The sequence below is a fragment of the Pseudoalteromonas sp. SG41-1 genome (assembly GCF_014164575.1).
Classification (GTDB): domain Bacteria; phylum Pseudomonadota; class Gammaproteobacteria; order Enterobacterales; family Alteromonadaceae; genus Pseudoalteromonas; species Pseudoalteromonas rhizosphaerae.
Window position 1 is genome coordinate 1 of the sequence record NZ_JACJFL010000001.1, and the last position, 19,228, is coordinate 19,228.

Here is a 19,228-nt window from a genome sequence, read left to right on the forward strand (position 1 = left end):
TAGCACCTAGTTACCCCAAGGATTACTGGCATTTGAGCGTTGTTTTCGCGTCCGTGCACGATCTTTTGCTTCTTTTTTCGCTTGAATACGTTTTGCGTCACTAAAACTTAACTCACATGGTTCACCCGGTTTATGATCTTCAGGAATAACGCGGTCACGTGGTGGTAGTTCATATTGAACATCATCGGGTTTAGGTAGATTTTTTAATCTATAAAGATAAAAGTTTTCAACTTTATCTTGTGCCCACTGGGTTTTACGCAAAAATTTAACTGCAGATTTGATGTCAGGGTTGTTTTTAAAACAATTTAGCAGTAGATAAGCATGTAAAAGCTCCCACCCATATTGATCAACTAACTCTGATACAACTTGCTCAAGTTTAACGCCTTGTAGCGGGTTATTGCTGAATAAATCTTCATTACTCATGTTTTACACTCTTTTTCTAAAATCTAATCCCAGAATTATAATTTTTATCACGATAATTTGATACAAGAATATCAAGTCAGTTTGCTTGTGTAATTTACATTTGTTTACTTTATCGGTAATATTAGCACGCTTTAATAAGTATCGGCATGACGCCACAACATTGGATGATAGATTTAAGGAATAATATACATGGGTCTTTTTAATAAAATTAAAACACAAGCTACCACTATTGGTTCAAATATCAGCGAATCAACGTCTAAACTAAGCTCTGATATGAGCACCTCAATGAAAGAGAACTCAAAGTTATCGGCGATCCGCTCTGAGATCACTTCAATAGAAGGGCAGCTAAATATTGGTTATCAAGATATTGGTAAAAAATACGTAGAAAATTTACTAGAAAACCAAGGACAAAATATCGAAAGTGCTTTGCAAGAAGCATTAAACCGTGTTGAACCGTTACTTGAGAAAAAAATTGAGCTTGAAGATGAAGCTATTGAAATTGAGAAAAAGCTAAAAGATCAAATCATCATTCAAGAAAAAGCAATTTTTCAAAAAGAATACGATCAAGAAAAAGAGAAGCTTGAAAAAGCCGTTAAACTTGATGTGATCTCTGTAGCAGAAAAAGAACAGAAATTAGCTAAAGCACGATTAAAACTTGATAATTTCGACACTATTCGTAAAGTTAAAAAACAGTATGAAATGAGTTTAATTTCAAAAGACGAATTAAACGAAAAGCTTGCTGCTTTAGGCGTGTAATGACGAAGAAATTAAAGCTTCTTTTACAAGAAGCTTTAATAATACCAATTGAGTTAAATATTTAACCATTCTAGCGGGCTAAAAACTACGTCAGTAATTTTTCAAGTAGAACAACGGCATGTCAAAATTCCTGTCTTGTTATTACTGCATTTCTATGTCGCTATAAATACTTAGTAACTTAACACGATTGGTATAACTTATTTTTACTGTTGGCAATTTACTACTACACGGCCTCGGATATTTCCGGCCATCAGCTCATCAGCCGCGTTAATAACCTGCTCTAAATTAATTTCAGTCGATATTTTATCTAAGTAGCTCTGCTCAACAAGCTCACCTAGACGTTGCCATGCTTGGATGCGGTCGACCTTAGGACGCATTACACTGTCTATGCCGATTAATGAAATACCACGCAAAATAAACGGCGCAACGGATGCAGGAAAATCCATGCCTTGTGCTAAACCGCAAGCAGTAACAACACCGCCATACTTTAAAGAAGCACAAATATTAGCAAGGGTATGACTGCCAACTGAATCAATGGCTGCAGCAAAACGTTCTTTTGCTAATGGCTTACCTGGATTTGATAGCTCATTTCGGTCGATCACTTCAGAGGCGCCAAGTTGTTTTAAATGTTCGCTTTTATTTACACGACCTGTTGCTGCAACTACGGTAAAACCTAGTAGATTAAGTAAATAGACGGCAAAACTACCTACACCACCGTTTGCACCCGTTACTAAAATATCACCAGAGTCGGGAGTGATGCCTTGCTTTTCAAGCGCAATAATACTGAGCATCGCGGTGTAACCGGCAGTACCAATTTGCATGGCCTGATTAGGTGTTAACGACGTTGGGAGTGGGATCAACCAATCGCCATTAACAGCGGCTTGTTGAGCCAGCCCCCCCCAGTATTTTTCGCCAACACCAAAGCCATTTAGTAATACCAACTGATCAATAGCGAACTCGCTAGAATCACTGGCTGTTACTTTACCCACTAAATCAATACCCGGCACCATAGGAAATGAGCGCACCACGGGGCCTTTTCCTGTAATAGCTAGACCATCTTTATAATTTAGGGTGCTGTAAAGCACATCTAGTTTGACAGGGAGATTGGGTAATTCGCTATTATTTAGTGTTTGTACTGACGCGGTATACTTATCGTCAGTATTATTTATAACAATGGCTTTAAATTGATTGTTCATCTGGACTCCATTTAGACCGATCGTCTTTTAATTGTTATGCAAAAAGAGCAATTACTTAAGCCGTTACCTAAGCAATGCACGTAAAAACATTTCAGTATATAAAATAAGTGGCTGAGTATTTTTAGTTAGCTTGGCACGCATTACAGCACCTTCCCAGCCAATCCAAAAAAATTCACTCATTTGTGTGGTATTCACGTTGGCTGCAATAACACGCTCCTGCTGAGCTTGTGCCAGGCAAACTTGCACATGTTGTTGCCAAATCTCGTAACTGGTCAATAGTTTATTTTTAAAGTCAGCGCTGAGGTGGTTTAGTTCCTGATTTAAATTACCGACTAGACAACCGCGACTAAAATCGTACTTTTGCATACCCCTTGCTGCACTTTGGGTGAAATTGATTAGTCGCTCTAAAGGAGGGATATCGCTTGCCCCTAGATAGCGAATAAGTTTAGCAACAAAGTAATCGTTGTAAGCGTCTATAACAGCTAAGCCGTAGGCATCTTTATTATTAAAGTAGTGGTAAAAAGAACCTTTTGGAACACCTACTTTTTTTAAAATAGTATCAAGTCCTGTGGCACTGAAGCCAAACTCGGTAAGTGTTTCTACCCCCGTAGCAATAAGTAATGCTTTGGTGTCGGCATTACTGCGGGCAACTTTTGGTGGGCGACCACGTCGTGGTGGATTTTGACTGTTTTTTAGCATAAACACATATTAGACCGATCGTATTTATATATGCAAGGATTAATTATTAAACAATTTAAAAAAGTGTACGTGAAATGTGGGCTAATTAAGTGCGAATAAGCCGCAGTAAAGTGGTCTGAAATAAGTTCAAAAATTAAACTTCTTTACTATTAATGAGTTGAAATAAATTTGTCATAATTACATTTTTTATAGGAACTTCATCCATAAACCGCAGTCACAATTAGAGCAGGAAACTGCGTGTTAGTGATTAGATAGTCGTAATTTTTTGTACATATATGGGTCGCACAGAAGATGGTACGACCACTTTACTTTTTTATATGTTAATTCATTTTTGCATCAGCAGCTTAGTTAAAGTCAATTTATTTAATTGCTTTTGTGATTTGAATTTAACAGTTTTATTAACTATTCATTAAATGTAGATGTCACGAACACTACAAATATATAAATATAAAAGGTGAGGATTTACCTATGAAGAGACAGAAAAGAGATCGGTTAGAAAGAGCTCATTCTCAAGGCTTTAAAGCAGGCCTCGCGGGCCGTTCAAAAGACCTATGCCCTTATCAACAAGTAGACCCAAAATCAGAGTGGTTAGGCGGTTGGCGCGAAGCGATAGAAAATCGCAATATGTATAAAACCTAATTTTTAAGTATTGAATTAAAGCAAAAACGCCGCTGTTTATGAAACAGCGGCGTTTTTGTAGCTGGGTTTTAATAAAAAATTAAAACGCGCTAGTATCTTGGAATAAACCAACTTTTAAATCTTTTGCTTCGTAGATAACGCGGCCATCTACTTCAACAGTACCATCAGCCATCCCCATGAATAATTTACGTTTAATAACGCGCTTCATGGTCAAACGGTAGGTAACTTTTTTTGCTGTTGGTAAAATTTGCCCAGTAAATTTAACTTCACCTACACCTAGCGCACGGCCAAGACCAGGACCACCAGACCAACCAAGGAAAAAGCCAACCAGTTGCCACATTGCATCTAAACCAAGACAACCTGGCATGACTGGATCACCTTTAAAGTGACAAGCAAAAAACCAAAGATCAGGGTTAATATCAAGCTCAGCAACGATTTCACCTTTACCATGCTCTCCACCGTCATCAGTGATTGAGATGATACGATCCATCATTAACATGTTGTCACTTGGTAGACGACAATTGCCTTCTCCAAACATTTCACCTTGACCACATAGGATCAAATCTTCTTTTGTATAACTATTTTTAGGTTCCATAACACTTTTCATCGCTTAGAAATTGCCACGTACTTTAGCGTACACTTGTACGCTAAACAACTCGGAGCAGTTAAAAAAATAATTTATTTGCACGAAATACCACCGCTTAGGTGAAGAACATGCTAATTACACGATTAAATCGCGCAATTACTAGCAAAAATCATTATAATTACCGTGATTTTTTAACCAGTATAAAGGAAGTTTATGATCCTTTTTGTTAACGCACTTACCGTAATTGATTTTTCTTACTTGTGTAATAAACGAGGCGCAGTTGGCGAGAGCTGGATTGTTGATTTAACCTTGCATGGCAAGTTAAATGAAGAGTCTATGGTGCTTGATTTTGGCTTAGTTAAAAAGCAAATCAAAGGCATTATCGACCAATGTATTGATCACAAGCTGGCCATTGGCAACCAAATTAACGGCCAAGTTGAAAACCATGGTGACTACACAACACTTGATTGTACTTTTGGTGATGATCACCACTTAGCAATGAGCGCGCCAAACCAAGCGTTTTGTTTAATTGATGCTGATGTTATTAATGAGCAGTCAGTTATTGAATTTTTAATTGCTACAATCATGCCGCAGTTACCAAGCAATATCGATAAAATCGAAATTGAGTTAAAGCCAGAGCATAGTAAGAGCTTTTATTATCACTATAGTCATGGCCTTAAAAAGCACGACGGTAATTGCCAGCGTATTATTCATGGTCACCGTTCGCAAATTGGTATTGCCCTTGATGGCATGGCAATGCCACGATTACAAAAGCAATGGGCTGATAAATGGCAAGATATTTATTTAGCGACAGCAGAAGATCAAATTCAAGCGCCGCAGCTACAGCACATCAGCGCCAAAGAAAATGACCTCTGTTTTGCCTATACCGCCGCACAAGGCTATTTTGAAATGGCAATAAGTAAAGAACGGTGTGATATTTTACCCATTGATACTACGGTTGAATGTATTGCAGGTTACCTTGCTGAGCAAGTTAAAGCGCAGCATCCTGACAATGACGTAAAAGTCACAGCATACGAAGGTGTGGCCAAAGGGTCCATTTGTTATGCGTAAATTATTAGCCGTTTCGTTATTTGCTACTGTGAGCTTTTTTGCTGATGCAGTGGAGCTAAAAGGTCACTTAACCCAAGGCGGGTTAGTGACTGGTCAAATTGATGGGGTTAAGTCAGTTATTTTTAATGGCCAAGCATTAAAAACCACCGCACAAGGTGAGTTTGTATTTGGCTTTGGCCGTGATGCTGAATTAACCCATCAATTAGCCTGGGTTGATGCAGACGGTGTCAAACATCAGCAAGCGATTGAGATCACTAAACGTGATTATAAAATTGATAAAATTACTGGAGTGGCAAGTAAATATGTGTCACCGCCAAAAGCGGTAAGTGAACGTATCAGCCGCGAAGCTGTGGCAGTAAGAAATGCCCGAAAAGTTGACTCTGAGCTTAGGTATTTTTTAGATCCAGTTTACAAACCTGCACAAGGGCGTATTTCGGGTGTGTATGGTAGCCAACGCTATTTTAATGGTGAGCCTCGTCGGCCACATTTTGGTTTAGATATAGCCAACAAAACAGGCAGCCCTGTTTATGCGCCTGTCAGTGGTACCGTTGTTTTTGCTGATAACGACCTTTATTACTCTGGCGGCACTTTAATTTTAGATCATGGCCACAGTGTCACGTCTACCTACATACACTTAAGTAAGCTTGATGTAAAAGTAGGGGATACCATTAAACGTGGTGATAAAATAGCTGAAATTGGTGCGACTGGTCGTGTAACTGGTCCTCATCTGGATTGGCGTTTTAATTGGAAAGGCGAACGCCTTGATCCTGCACTTATGATGTTAGATAAATTAGCAAACCAAAAGTAGAGAACATGACAACTCAAGTAAACCGTGAAGAAATAATTGCTCAGCGCATTAAAGACTCAACGACTTCGGTCACAAAAACAGTATTTCCTGGGCGCACTAATCACCACAATACCTTGTTTGGTGGTGATGCATTGGCATGGATGGACGAAGTTGCATTTATTGCTGCAACGCGCTTTTGCCGTAAACCATTGGTAACCATTTCATCAGATAGAGTTGATTTTAAAGAAGCTATTCCAGCTGGAACCTTCGCTGAATTGATCTCAAAAGTTGTGCATGTAGGCAATACAAGTTTAAGAGTCGACGTTGAAATATTCTTAGAAACAATGCACAGGGATGATAAACACTCGGCAATTACTGGCAGTTTTACATTCGTTGCGGTCGATGACAATCACAGACCTACGCCGGTTGTATGCGATAAGATGATTTATGGTTTTTAAACCGAGTTGTTAAGTTAAGAAAGCACTTTTATGGTGCTTTCTTTGCTTTATAAAAAGAACACATCATACTATATTACACTATTTTATATCTTTAGCATCTGCGTTAAAACAATAATTGAGTAACCAAGTAGGGGGCTTAATCTATTCTCTACTTGGTTACTCACATTCAAGGTATTAAAGCACCATAGCGGCTATCCAGCCAAATATTAGTAATGGAATATTAAAGTGGATAAAAGTAGGCACAACTGAATCCCATATATGATCATGCTGACCGTCAGCGTTTAAGCCGGAAGTTGGTCCTAAGGTTGAATCGGAAGCAGGGGAGCCAGCATCGCCTAAAGCACCTGCGGTTCCCACTAAAGCTGCGGTTGCCATCATTGAAAAGTTAAGCTCTAAGCACAGTGGCACAAACAAGGTTGCTATTATTGGCACTGTGGAAAATGAGCTGCCAATCCCCATGGTGATCATTAAACCAACTAATAAAATTAGTGCAGCTGCCAAAGGTTTGTTGCCATCAATAATCAATGCGGCGCTTTGTACTAAGCTAGTCACATCGCCTGTCGCTTTCATTACAGAGGCAAACCCTTGAGCTGAGATCATTATAAATCCAATCATTGCCATCATTGCTACGCCTTTACTAAATACGTCGCTATTTTGCTCCCACTTAACTACGCCAAACAAACTAAAAATCATCACCCCAACTAAGCCACCTAAAATCATTGAACCACTGACATTTTGTGCTGCTAAAGAGGCTAATACCGCTGTAATACCGACTAACAATACTTTTTTAGGTTGTTCTACAACCACATTAGTTGCGTGCTCTTGATGTTCGTCATGCTGATAATCTCGATGTTTTCTATAACTGATAAACACCGCTACAATTAATCCAACTAACATGCCACAGGCAGGAATGATCATCGCCATAGGTACTTGGGTATTAATGATTTCTAAGCCATTTTCCACTAAGTTTTTATGTAAAATCGAGTATAAATAAATTCCACCAAAGCCATAGGGTAAAACCATATATGAGGTTGCTAGACCAAACGTTAAAATACAGGCAATAGCACGTCTGTCTAACCTTAGTTTATTAAATATAACCAGTAGCGGGGGGATCAAAATTGGTATAAAAGCTATATGAACTGGGACTAGGTTCTGCGATGAAATTGCACACACTAAAATTATCAGTAAAATAAAATAGCTTAAATTTGTTTCGCTATTACTACTATTGTTATTTACTTTAGCGAGTAGTTTTGCAGCTAAAATGCGCGTTAAGCCTGATTTTGAAATCGCAACAGCGAATGCGCCTAGCATTGCATAGCTTAGAGCGATCTCAGCTCCGCCAGAGAGGCCTGCGTTAAATGCGTTAAGGGTATCGTTTAAGCTAAGTCCGGCGGTTAAACCGGCGACTAAAGCACTTAAAGTCATAGCAACAATTACATTAACGCGGGCTAAAGTAAGGCCAAGCATTAAAATAACGCCAATCACGACTGCATTCATAGAGTTCTCTTAGTTGTTGTTTTAATTAATTTTACCAGATTTTTACTGTGTTTTTTACGATAAGCGCTAAATATTAGCTGTCGATAACGCACATCGGAGTATAATTGCGCAAATTGCATGATATATGTCCGCTTGTTAGGCAGCTGTTGAGCTGCATATGCTAAAAATTGCAGCGGCGTTTGATTTGACGGTGCAGAAATACCTTGCTTATTACACCAACGCACAACAGTAAGGTAGTCTTTTGCGAGTGAATGCGCTGGCGATTCTGGCTTTTTAGGCCAAGACAAATACACAAAGTAACAAATAAAGGCTAAACATACGGTTGCTATCACCATCAGTGAAATTTGCCAAAGCTGTTTATTACCGAATAATTCTTTTAGCAGGGAAGATTGCTTTTGCTGGTCAAAACCTAACACCCAATTTGTCCATTGATAATCAAGATTTTCAAGCTTAAGCCTTAGCCAGTTAATACCAGCAATATTACTCAATCGTAATAAGCCAAAACTCAAGTTGCTTGTAAATTCGCTATTCAGCTGCAAGTGCTGTGATAAAGATCCGTTTAATCGTTCAGGTGAAACAACCGCAGTTGCATCAAAAATTTGCCAACCTTTATTTTTTATAAATACTTCAACCCATGCATGGGCATCATATTGATAGACGCTCATATAACTATTTTGTTGATTATACTCACCACCTAAGTACCCCGAAACAACGCGGGCAGGAATACCAACACTTCTAAACATAAATGCAGCTGTGCTGGCATAATGGCCACAAAAACCACGTTTATTAGCAAATAAAAACTGGTCAAGGGTGTTGTTACCGGTAATTGGATCCGGCGTTAAGGTATAGCTAAAGTTATTATTGGCAAAGTAGTCATAAAGTGCTGAATAAAAAGCCTGATCATTGTTATTATGTTGTTTATATAGACGTTTAGCTAAAGACTGTGACTGCAAATTAGTCTCTTTAGCTAAACTAAGCTGCACGTTTTGATAGTGTGCAGAGCGAGAGAGTTCAGCCAAGCTAAAAGCATAACTCTGGGCTGTATAGCTAATACTATTAGCTAAAAAACGTTTCCGCAGTAGTAATCCATTGCTGGTTGTTTTTACATCTTGATGGGCCGAGTCGGCAAACTGTAAACCATAAAGCCAAGGCTTAGCGCCAGGCTCTGCAAAAATTTGATAACTATATAATGGTTCACCACGTTCAGCTGAGGTGATTTGGTCAATTACTTGTTGGCTTTTTAAAATGTCCGATATTAACCAGCGTTTCCCATCAAACTCATCATGTATAATCGCTCGCCAGTAATAGGGGGAAGATGGCTTTTGCTGATCAAATTTAGCTCGAAATACTAACTCATCTGAATTAGACAGTTTGGCTATATCAAATGGATCAACACTTTCTGACAAACCGGTTTTAGCGAGTTTTGGCCCCGGTAATTGCCAAAATGCGGGAAGTTTCGGTAACAATAATAATAAAAATATCGCTAAAGGTAGTGCTAGCAACAAAAGTTTGCAGCTGTCTTTAGCTGCAATTTTTAAACTATGTTTAGATTCAATCAGCGCTAAAAGCGCAAAATTTAAAATATATAGCATGCTAATTACTAGCGTAACAAATAAGCTCTGAGAAAATAGATATACTGTTGAGAGACTAAAAAAACTTAACAAAATGATAGTTTGATAATGCTTTTTTGTATTGGCTTGCAGTAATTTAAATAAGCTAGAGAGGATCAGCATCGCAACAAATAAAGTCACCGTATCGCTAAAACCTACGTCATAAAACAAGATCAATAGACTCAAACCGGCCAAAGTATTTGCTAATATGGCATTGGGTTTATTTCTTTTCAATAAGGTAACGGCTAGATTCCAAATACACAAACTAGCTAATAATGTATTAAATAGAGGAGGTAACTCAGTAAAAATAAAACTCAGCACTAAAATATAAACAATAGATAACGACAAATTGATCGCGGTTAAATTATCAGTGACTTTCATTTTCATCCTTTGCAAAACGGCTTAGTGCTTCTAAACACTGTTTACAATGTTCTTTGGTATCACTGATCGCGTATAGTCCTGCTTCTAATTGCAGGCTATAACTAACGCCTTGTGAGTAAGCCTGAGTGACTAAATAGCTTAATTGTTGTAGGCGGGATTCGGTATTTCCTTGTAACTGATTAAAATCAAAAACAACACTTTGGGCTGAATAATTTACAAACTCTTTTACCATTAATTGCTGAGTTTTTGCGTAATGTTTCCATGATATTCGTTTCATATTCATGCCAGGTTGATGAATATTTAAACCATCAAATTCATCACTACCATGGCTGTTTTTATGCAGGCCATCATCAGTGTTGTGGTTATTTTGCAAACTAGCTTCATGCAATGGTTTGAGTTGTTGCGGGTAGACAAATACCGTATGTGCTAATTGCATATAGCTCCATACCGATACTAATCCAAACGGGTACTTGCTGATTATTTTTAATCGGCGCAAGGGGTATTCACCACGTTCTTTTAATCCTAAATCTAAATTAACTATTTGCTTTTGACTGGTTATTTCATCAACGGTTGTGAGGGTTTTATTTTCATAAATAAACTGCAGTGATTGACATTTTTTTTCGGTTTTTAGTTGCAGCTCTAATAATGCAGAGCAGGGAGCATAGCTAGCTATATGATTTTTATAATCAATTTTTAATCCTTTAAGATTGCTATAACCCATAAGTAGCGAAAATATCATTACTACAAGCATTAAATAAGCCATCGCTAAAATCAGATTATTCTGATAATTAATGCCTAATATAAAATTAAGCATAGTAACCACTAAAAAGCTCACGCCCAATTTTGATGGCAAAACATATATTGTGTTATGCGTTAAGGTAAGATGTTCGGTATTATGTTTATTTCTTACTAATAGCTTGAAAATCTTAGCTTTAAACTGAAACCAAAAAGTAGGGCGCTTTCCTGTTTTATTGTTCATACCTTAAAGTGGCACATCAACAGTATTTATTAATTGTTTGATCTGTTGTGAGCTAACATCATGCTGCAGACCTAAACGATGTTCGGTAACACTAGCAAAAATAGTTTGGACATCATCAGGGGTAACAAAGTCACGACCATCAATAAACGCCCATGCTTTCGCGGCTTTGCCAACTGCAATACTGGCCCGTGGAGATAACGCATTAGCAAATTGACTGTTATTTCGGGTAGCAGATACAAGCGCCAAAATATAATCAACAACCGGTTCACTTAACATAACAGCACTTACTTTATTTTGTATTTCAATTAATTGTTGTGTATCGATACGTACAGGTAAGTGTGCATAATCACGATTATGTTGGCCTAAAATGAGTTTACGTTCAGCTTCATTAGGTGGAAAACCCAAACTAATACGCATAAAAAAACGGTCTAATTGAGATTCAGGTAAAGGATAAGTACCTGATTGATATAAAGGGTTTTGAGTTGCTATAACAAAAAATGGTGTTGGTAGGGCATGTTTATCACCATCCATAGTAACTTGGTTTTCTTCCATTGCCTCTAATAAAGCGCTTTGTGTTTTTGGACCTGCGCGATTTATTTCGTCCGCTAAAACAACTTGACTGAAGATAGGCCCTTTATGAAAAGTAAATTTATGCTCATTGGCATTAAAAATACTTGAGCCCAGTATGTCGGAGGGTAATAAATCACTGGTAAATTGTACTCGTTGATACGACAAACCTAATACCGCAGCAAGTGCATGCGATAAAGTGGTTTTACCCATACCTGGCAAATCTTCAATTAATAAATGACCTTGGCTAAATAAGCAGGTTAACGCGAGTTTTATTTGTTGCTGTTTGCCAAAAATAACCTGAGATAAATCATCAATGATCGCTTGTACGGTCTGTTGCATAGTAACCTTGTAGGTTGATAAATTACATTAAATAAGTTCGAGGCGTTTCATCACAGTATCAACTTTTTTAGCATTAAATGGCTTTGCAATAAAACCTTTAGCACCTAGTTCCCAAGTATTTTGAACATTTTCGAGGCTGTTATGGCCAGAGCACATGACAACATGTGTATGTGGGTAATTGTCATTTAAGTATTCAAGAATTTCTGTACCATCGGTATCGGGCAGTTCAATATCGAGAAAGATAACATTCGGGGATTTTTCATCAATCAACGTTTTAGCAGATTCAAAATCTCTGCTTTCAAGAATATCTTCAAAACCTAATTCAGTTAAGATCTGATTTAAGTAGTCACGTATATCTTGAACATCATCAATTATTAGGATTGGTTCTAACGGGCGCACAAATTCCATATTGTTTACTTCTTGTGATACAGCTTAAATTGTATTTTTAATACTATGCTAAGCGATAATGAAGCTCAAGAAAGATACTCGAATTAAACTGTATTATTGAAATAAATCATCACTAAGTCCGATACCGTCTAGTATTGGACTTAGCGGTGGTTCTAGGTGTGTATTTGCAGAGGTTCGCATTAATATATTTAATAACCTATAATTTATATTATGTTAAATAGAGTACGTTTTATAAGTAACAACCTAATTACCGTGGTTAATAAACGCTATTTTCCCTATTTGCATGCAAATTTAGATTAAATCAGTTACACCAATTTCAAACACCTAACTCACACATAACTAATTGTTAATGGCTGGTTGTTTAACTTTGACTCTAAACGCACTTTAAAAGCTGTTTTATATTAGCTGACTTTGAGCGCTGCTCATTTACACACAACTATAATGAGCTGCCGATGTTTAAACTTTACCGGCAGCTATGATGGTATTTAACCCTGGCCTAGCTCTGCCGTGATCATAAAATCTTGGTACGATATTTTTACTTGGTTGCCTATATAAGCAAACGTATTTGGTTTTTGAACAGCGTTCATTAGTTCGTGTACTTGCTCAATTGCCAGTTGGCCAGTTAAGAACTTTTCAACTTGAGTGCTGCTAACTGTAACAGCGCTACTATATATAGGTGCGTTTTTACGTGACATTCCGTTTAGTATATTCACAGGCAAGTGCCCTAGCGTTAATTGCTAGCTATCTGGTATCGACTTTTTAAGCGCTAACTTTGCTGCTGTTACTTAAATTTCAACCATATTTACTTACTAATCATTTTTAACTTTACATAATTATATTTGTAAACCATGTTTATATTAGTTACTAATGTAAAGGAGTACGATATGAAACTTATTTCTATTATTGCTGTTACATCTATACTTTGTGGTTGCAGTACATACTTTAAAAAATCCTATATATCTATTGCCGATAAAAATGAACAAACTGTTGGTACGCTCTTTGTTTGGGAGCCAGATACCAGTGCTGCAGTTATCTTAAACGATCCAGATGGAACAATTAGAGCTTGCATGCAAACTGCATTAGCTATTAAAACAACCGATAGCAAAGGTGAAGCAACTATTTCAGAAGCTATTTTGAACTTGTCCAAAACTGCCGCAAGTGTCTCAACTAGTCAAGGCACTAGTTCTGAAAAAGCGCTTGCGCTGGCTGAGTTATCTGGTTCAATTAAGCAAACTGCAAATATTTTAACAACAACTACTGAACGAACTGCTTTTTTGAACATGGGATTATTTTATATTTGCCAACTATCTGCAAATAAATCAATATCTGAATCTACAACTCTACAATTAACATCTGAGCTTATTAAACAAACCGTTACAATGCACAATAAAGAATAAAATTTTGAGTTTCAGCCAGTTAATATCATTTTTAAAAGTAATAAAATCATATTAACGGTAACCCCCTACTCCGGCCACTATTGGATTGTTTCTGCATTAACTAAATACCAATAGAATAACCTGCAGATGCGAGTTTGTCTGAAAATTTCATTTAAAAGTCTTTATGCTCATCATGAGTGATATAGCTCCAAACTAATGCCGTATTCAATATTCGTGATAGTTATTTACATAGAGTGACTAATAATGGTCTTTATTTCTTCAAATATCATTTTTTCAGAAGTCATGCTAAATTAATTCTATGCAAAATTTTTTGCTAAATAACATTATCGATAATATCGATGATGTTGACTTCGGTATTTTAGAAAAAGTAAAAAGAAAAGTTAGCAGTAAATAATGATAAAGGTTTACTACATGTAGCTATTGTATTCACATACATAAGAACACTCCGTGTTGTGGACAATTGTTAGTATGTACCTTAAAAAATATTCACTGGAACTTTATTTATGCATTTTGGCAGTTGAAATAGATGAAGTTAATAAAACTAGCTCAGAACTTCTCCAACTAATATTAGTGATTAGTAGCTAACACTTTGGTTGAAAAAGTTTTAGAGAAATTACTTTATAAAAAATTGCCTACAAGACGTGAACTTCTGATGTGCAAAAGTTACAACAATACTGACTCAAAAGCTTTTGACTGTCATGAGTGAGGTATTTGTTGATACTGTTGCAGATGGATCTTTGTCTATGGCGTAAAAAAGGATATTAATATGCTTAAAAATACATTTAAAATTGCAACTTTACTGTGTGCAACATTAACGATTTGTAATGTTGCAGCCCTTGCTCCTCAAGCAGATCGTGCAGTTATTCAATATATGAGTGCAGATATTTTACTACCAGATAATTCATTGCTTAATGTTGATATGAGCTTTGATTGTGGTAGTGACTTTTCTAAAACGGCGATGATTATAACCAGTGATGCAGGTGCGCATTTACTTGCTACTGCATTTGCAAGTATGTACGGCAACGCAGCAGGTGATCAGGTTTTGCATAGTTGGAACACTAAAGTAAATGAAGCTGACCCTCGAAAGCCTACATTTCTAGTTGTAACTCCTCCTGAAAATGCTCATGAAAATTGGTATAAAAGTACTATATCAAAAGGGGTTAAAAAAACGTTAAATTATCAAGCGGAATCATTAACATCTGAACGTTCTGATGATTTAAACGTAGAGTTACCAATTGTAAAGCCATATTGTGGTTCTAGAGATCACAGGCCAACATCGGCACAATAATGGTCACTAGGAAATGTGTAAGCCAATTTGATTGGTAATAATAATAAAATGGACACCATTATGAACAAGTTACTATTTTTAATCTTCTTTATGTTGAGTAGCACTTATTGTTTTGCATTTAACATGCAGCATTTGAATGCCGCTACCCAAGATAATAACAAGAATATTTATTTTTCTTCACATGATGGTGTCTATCGTTTCGATGGTAGTCATTACCTAAACCTTTCGAGTATCTCTATTTTACCTAAGCGTTGGACAAGTGATGTTATCTTTCAATCACCAGGTTATTTGTATATAGCCTATAAAGATAAAGAGGTGTGGCAATTTAATCTAAATACGCTTGAAGCCGTTAAACTTAGTGATATCGCAGCTAGAAAGCTGGCAGTAAATAATACATATTTATTTATGTTAGCTAGAGAGCAATTAACGTTACTTGATCTAGAAACATTTGAAGTTACTGAGCCGCTTGGTAAAAAAGATAAGATGTTTGATGTATCTGCCTCAGCCAACCATGGGTACATTATGGCAAATGACGGTGTCTACGTGATTAATAATAGGAGTGTACGATTAATTGATGACACACATGTTAGTGACGGAGAGCTAGTTGCTACACCTTACGGAGTGATTTATTTTTTAAATGATCATATGACATCATATTCATACTTGAATGACATAAAAATTGTTAATGACGACATTACAAGTGCAAGACATCTGCGCTTTTCACCTCCATATTTTTTGTATTATGTAGACCGTGGCTCTATAAACCAAGCTGAAATAACACAACTATCAGTGTTACAAAAAGGCATAAACTCCCATCCTCAAGCATATAAAGACTTGTTTGTTGATGATGAACAAAATTTATGGGCATTAGATGTTAATAGCTTTGAGGTCGTTTCATCTAAGGTCAGACTCGATCGTCTTTCAATTGCTTCGATTTACAATGTGATCGCAACAGTAAATGGTAAAACCTGGATAGGCTCTGATAACGGGCTTTATATTTACTCTGACGGTCACTATTCTGCTCTTAACAATTTAAATCAGCAAATCTCAAAACTTGGTTTTTCTGTCACTGCATTACAGCAAGAAGGTGACACGCTGTTCGTTACTACTAATTTAGGTGCATATGCTATTAACTTGACTACACAGCTTGTTACTCAGTTCTTTAAAGGTTATGTAATTAACTTAGCAGTTATTAATAAACAGATTTACTTATCCACAAATGATGAGGGAGTTCAAATATTTGATTTAGCCCTTTCGCAACTCGATTCAGGGTATATCAATAAATTTCTATCGCATAAGACTGCTTGGGCAACTAAAAACCTTGGAGGTATACTCTATATTGCTAATGAAAAGGGGTTGATATCTTTTAATCAACGGGGTGATGCCTCGATTGAACTTGAAAAATATGCACCTATCGCAGATATTCAATTGTTAGGTAATACACTTTATGCAGCAACTTACGGCAGCGGTTTATTTAGAAAAATTAACGGTCAGTGGGAATCTATTGTAAGCCCGCTATATATTAATGAGCTACATTCATTGAGCCAAGAGCTCTATTTATCTACTAACCATGGTATTCACAAGTTTAGTATGGATGATGCTTACACTAATCTTTTAGAAGGTACAGGAGATCATTCTTTTACACCAAATGGAATATTAAGTATTAGTGATAAAATTGTTGCGGTTAGCAACCAAGGCGTAATAAGAGTTGAAAGAAAAAAGCAAGAAACTATACCAAATAGTCGTATTAGTTATATAAGAACAAACACTAAAACGTACTTAAATCCAGAAACGTTAAAAGTGAATAACTCTGGCTGGCTTGATATAGCTTTGACTAATTATAGCTACACGCTTAGCGATCACATTAATTATCAATACCGCTTAAATATGAGTGAATGGCATGATATCCCTACCCCATTAATACAATTAAATAAGCTAAACCCTGATAATTACACATTAGAATATAGAAGCAAAGTTAATGGAGGTATGTGGAGTAAGCCACAGTCTTTCAATTTTTTTGTAAGTGGGCCTTGGTATAGCTCAAATAGTGCTTTGTGGTTTTATGCTTTAATACTAATTAGCTTATTTTTAGGTGTTGCTAGCTTTGTATTCTTTTGGTTGCAGAGTTTTCACCGTGTTTTTAAGTCACATCAAAAGCAATTACAGCGTGAAGGGCTAAGTGTTGCTGCTATAAACTTAGCAAACGGCATAGATTTATGTGGCGGAGATCAAATAATGGTATGTAAAGGCCTTGATAAACTTAAAAAAGCACATGAAATTTTAAGCCCTATTGCTAATAGCCATGCAAGCCTTGGGCAGAACGACTTGGCTACAGCGATTGATATGCTACATATTAAATGTTTATCAAGGGATGGTATTAAGTCGGAATTCAATATCACGCTTGGTAATGAAGTTCTTACTAAACAATTACAGTGTGATATTTATGCGGTGTTATACCATGCTGTTGAGAATATATTTAAACATGCAAGTGCAACTAAAATAACAGTTCACTTAAATAAGATCGGTAACAAGTTAATATTGCAGGTACTAGATAACGGTAAAGGCCTATCAATGTTTACCCGCTCTATAAATTTTGGCCTAGGTTATTACGTGATGAATAGTATTGCAAAAGAATATAAACTGCCTATTAAGCGAAGCTCTAGCAGCAAAGGGACTAAGGTAGTAGCCCAATTTCCAGTGATCTTACAACCAAAAAAAATTCAAAAAAGTGAGTTACATACAAGCAAATATCAGCCAAATTAATGGCTGAACATATGGCAGCTGTTGCTGCTCAGCGGTTATACACTTCAACGTGCACTATCAAGCGCTGATCTGATTAATGCAGCGCCGCAGTAAATGGGATGTTTTTACATATTTCAGCTTCAGCGATAAGAATTTCTTCTAATCGCGAATCGACCTCATTTTTATCAAAATATTCATAAGCCAGCTCGACAAATAAGTTTTTATGTTTTTCTTCTGATTTAGCTATTGCCACATAAAAATCTTTTTCTTTGCCGATTGGTAATGCTTGTGCAACTAAAGAGAAACGCTCGTGTCCCCTCGCCTCAATTACGGCACCTACTAATAATCTATCCATTAAAAACTCGTCGCGGCCATTTCTAAAAATCGCGCGAATTTTTTTTACGTACGGATCTTTTTGGTCGTTACCTAAGTTAACATCACGATCAAGCAATAGCTTTAATACTTGTTTAAAGTGGATCATTTCTTCCAGTGCTAAATCGGTCATTGCTTTTACAAGCTTGCGGCGATCTGGATAATGCGACAACATCGACATAGCCATACCGGACGCTTTTTTTTCTGCAGCGGCATGATCTTGTAAAAAGGTGTCAAAGTCTGCCATCACAGCTTCGGTCCATGCAAATGGAGTGTGGTATTTTAATTCGAACATAAATATTTTACCTAAAAACTAATGGCGAGATTTTAACGCAATTGAACTACAAAATCTTGTTACAGCAATAATTTTTAATTACCTTGAGTAGTTACTTCTTATCAAGATGTTGGGTATAGATATTTATCGATTTTACCATTTGCTGTTGATGCAACTTTTAGTGGATGCTTTATTGCATTCCAAGCTGTTACCTTGCCGCCAATATTCATTTTTTCAAACTTTGTCAGTTCAGTTTGTAATTGCAAAAAATCACAAAGCTGATTAAAACTGTTTGGATGGGCTATATCTATTGATAAAAAGTCAGCTGCTCGCTTAGCAAAATAGTTATGTGCAGCACTTTTGTGTTGCTCATAGCATTGTTGTAAATAGGCATCATTGTGTAACTCATTAATAGAAAAACTACCAAAGGTATGCAGATAACAACGCTTAATATGTGGGTTAAAACCCCCATCCTCTCGCATTAAGTTGGTGTGCATTCTCAGTAATAATTGGCGAATTGAAGGCAGCCACTTTTCTGCTTCCCGCTCTAAATAGATAAATTTAGCACCTGGATAAAGTGAATCTAAATATTCGTAATCATTAAAAATTGGTGTGTCAGCAATCACTTGCGCTTGGTTAAAACATTGCTTGGTATAGGCTGTATGGGCACAACTAAAACCAAGTTGTAAAAATGCATGGCATACACTGGTTGTGCCCGTACGAGGTAGGCCAATTATAAAGATTTTAGTTATTGGA

At 36.7% G+C, this 19,228-nt stretch carries 20 protein-coding genes; 8 read left to right on the plus strand and 12 right to left on the minus strand.

Annotation, left to right across the window (positions count from 1 at the left end):
• Positions 1 to 6 precede the first annotated feature (6 nt).
• Positions 7 to 423: a VF530 family DNA-binding protein gene (locus H5203_RS00005; protein ID WP_182819155.1), complete on the minus strand. Its 417-nt coding sequence runs from the start codon at positions 421 to 423 to the stop codon at positions 7 to 9.
• A 189-nt stretch (positions 424 to 612) separates the two neighbouring features.
• On the opposite strand from H5203_RS00005, the gene H5203_RS00010 reads away from it, so the two are divergent.
• On the plus strand, positions 613 to 1,179 hold the full coding sequence (locus H5203_RS00010) for a hypothetical protein (protein WP_149981103.1): 567 nt from the start codon (positions 613 to 615) through the stop codon (positions 1,177 to 1,179).
• 203 nt (positions 1,180 to 1,382) lie between these two features.
• Here the strand turns inward: H5203_RS00010 and H5203_RS00015 are convergent, their stop codons facing one another.
• Positions 1,383 to 2,375: an MDR family oxidoreductase gene (locus H5203_RS00015; protein WP_182819156.1), complete on the minus strand. Its 993-nt coding sequence runs from the start codon at positions 2,373 to 2,375 to the stop codon at positions 1,383 to 1,385.
• A 63-nt stretch (positions 2,376 to 2,438) separates the two neighbouring features.
• Positions 2,439 to 3,074 carry a TetR/AcrR family transcriptional regulator gene (locus H5203_RS00020; protein WP_145233944.1) on the minus strand — a complete coding sequence of 212 codons (636 nt, stop codon included), beginning with the start codon at positions 3,072 to 3,074 and terminating at the stop codon, positions 2,439 to 2,441.
• 468 nt (positions 3,075 to 3,542) lie between these two features.
• Here H5203_RS00020 and rmf point away from each other — a divergent pair, with 468 nt between their 5' ends.
• A complete protein-coding gene (rmf, locus tag H5203_RS00025) occupies positions 3,543 to 3,713 on the plus strand; it encodes a ribosome modulation factor (protein ID WP_016707188.1) in 171 nt (56 codons plus the stop codon).
• A 79-nt stretch (positions 3,714 to 3,792) separates the two neighbouring features.
• Here rmf and fabA read toward each other — a convergent pair whose 3' ends face one another.
• The gene (gene fabA, locus H5203_RS00030) at positions 3,793 to 4,308 is read right to left on the minus strand and encodes a bifunctional 3-hydroxydecanoyl-ACP dehydratase/trans-2-decenoyl-ACP isomerase (RefSeq protein WP_145233946.1); all 516 of its coding nucleotides are present in this window, start codon (positions 4,306 to 4,308) and stop codon (positions 3,793 to 3,795) included.
• Positions 4,309 to 4,512: 204 nt separating this feature from the next.
• On the opposite strand from fabA, the gene H5203_RS00035 reads away from it, so the two are divergent.
• The 3 genes from H5203_RS00035 to H5203_RS00045 are packed head-to-tail and all read left to right on the plus strand — an operon-like array spanning position 4,513 to position 6,615.
• Entirely contained in the window at positions 4,513 to 5,370 is an 858-nt protein-coding gene (locus H5203_RS00035) for a 6-carboxytetrahydropterin synthase (protein ID WP_149981106.1), read from the plus strand.
• Positions 5,363 to 6,178, plus strand: a complete 816-nt coding sequence (locus H5203_RS00040) for a M23 family metallopeptidase (RefSeq protein ID WP_182759275.1) — start codon at positions 5,363 to 5,365, stop codon at positions 6,176 to 6,178. The genes H5203_RS00035 and H5203_RS00040 overlap by 8 nt, the downstream gene beginning before the upstream one ends.
• 5 nt (positions 6,179 to 6,183) lie before the next feature.
• Positions 6,184 to 6,615 carry an acyl-CoA thioesterase gene (locus H5203_RS00045; RefSeq protein WP_064666260.1) on the plus strand — a complete coding sequence of 144 codons (432 nt, stop codon included), beginning with the start codon at positions 6,184 to 6,186 and terminating at the stop codon, positions 6,613 to 6,615.
• Positions 6,616 to 6,789: 174 nt separating this feature from the next.
• Here H5203_RS00045 and H5203_RS00050 read toward each other — a convergent pair whose 3' ends face one another.
• The 6 genes from H5203_RS00050 to H5203_RS00075 all read right to left on the minus strand — a co-directional run bounded on the left by H5203_RS00050 (position 6,790) and on the right by H5203_RS00075 (position 13,112).
• Entirely contained in the window at positions 6,790 to 8,112 is a 1,323-nt protein-coding gene (locus H5203_RS00050) for a Na+/H+ antiporter family protein (protein ID WP_145233952.1), read from the minus strand.
• The gene (locus H5203_RS00055) at positions 8,109 to 10,103 is read right to left on the minus strand and encodes a DUF3488 and transglutaminase-like domain-containing protein (RefSeq protein ID WP_182819157.1); all 1,995 of its coding nucleotides are present in this window, start codon (positions 10,101 to 10,103) and stop codon (positions 8,109 to 8,111) included. Before H5203_RS00055 ends, H5203_RS00050 begins: the two co-directional genes overlap by 4 nt.
• Positions 10,090 to 10,917 carry a DUF58 domain-containing protein gene (locus tag H5203_RS00060; RefSeq protein ID WP_182819158.1) on the minus strand — a complete coding sequence of 276 codons (828 nt, stop codon included), beginning with the start codon at positions 10,915 to 10,917 and terminating at the stop codon, positions 10,090 to 10,092. The genes H5203_RS00055 and H5203_RS00060 overlap by 14 nt, the downstream gene beginning before the upstream one ends.
• Before the next feature lie 168 nt (positions 10,918 to 11,085).
• On the minus strand, positions 11,086 to 11,991 hold the full coding sequence (locus H5203_RS00065; protein ID WP_182819159.1) for a MoxR family ATPase: 906 nt from the start codon (positions 11,989 to 11,991) through the stop codon (positions 11,086 to 11,088).
• 27 nt (positions 11,992 to 12,018) lie between these two features.
• Positions 12,019 to 12,399, minus strand: a complete 381-nt coding sequence (locus H5203_RS00070) for a response regulator (protein ID WP_145233960.1) — start codon at positions 12,397 to 12,399, stop codon at positions 12,019 to 12,021.
• Positions 12,400 to 12,884: 485 nt separating this feature from the next.
• Positions 12,885 to 13,112, minus strand: coding sequence for a hypothetical protein (locus H5203_RS00075; protein WP_259397336.1), 228 nt, complete (start codon positions 13,110 to 13,112; stop codon positions 12,885 to 12,887).
• Between the two features lie 171 nt (positions 13,113 to 13,283).
• Here H5203_RS00075 and H5203_RS00080 point away from each other — a divergent pair, with 171 nt between their 5' ends.
• From H5203_RS00080 to H5203_RS00090, 3 genes are all read left to right on the plus strand, one after another.
• Positions 13,284 to 13,796 carry a hypothetical protein gene (locus H5203_RS00080; protein WP_182732068.1) on the plus strand — a complete coding sequence of 171 codons (513 nt, stop codon included), beginning with the start codon at positions 13,284 to 13,286 and terminating at the stop codon, positions 13,794 to 13,796.
• Between the two features lie 766 nt (positions 13,797 to 14,562).
• Positions 14,563 to 15,084, plus strand: coding sequence for a hypothetical protein (locus tag H5203_RS00085; protein ID WP_182732069.1), 522 nt, complete (start codon positions 14,563 to 14,565; stop codon positions 15,082 to 15,084).
• Between the two features lie 27 nt (positions 15,085 to 15,111).
• Positions 15,112 to 17,847: an ATP-binding protein gene (locus H5203_RS00090; protein ID WP_145233372.1), complete on the plus strand. Its 2,736-nt coding sequence runs from the start codon at positions 15,112 to 15,114 to the stop codon at positions 17,845 to 17,847.
• Between the two features lie 73 nt (positions 17,848 to 17,920).
• On the opposite strand, the gene H5203_RS00095 is transcribed toward H5203_RS00090, so the two are convergent.
• Together H5203_RS00095 and H5203_RS00100 are read right to left on the minus strand one after the other, a co-directional pair.
• Complete coding sequence (locus tag H5203_RS00095; protein ID WP_145233370.1) at positions 17,921 to 18,493, minus strand: tRNA-(ms[2]io[6]A)-hydroxylase; 573 nt, start codon at positions 18,491 to 18,493, stop codon at positions 17,921 to 17,923.
• A gap of 101 nt (positions 18,494 to 18,594) precedes the next feature.
• Positions 18,595 to 19,224 carry a sulfotransferase family protein gene (locus H5203_RS00100; protein WP_182732097.1) on the minus strand — a complete coding sequence of 210 codons (630 nt, stop codon included), beginning with the start codon at positions 19,222 to 19,224 and terminating at the stop codon, positions 18,595 to 18,597.
• Positions 19,225 to 19,228 lie beyond the last annotated feature (4 nt).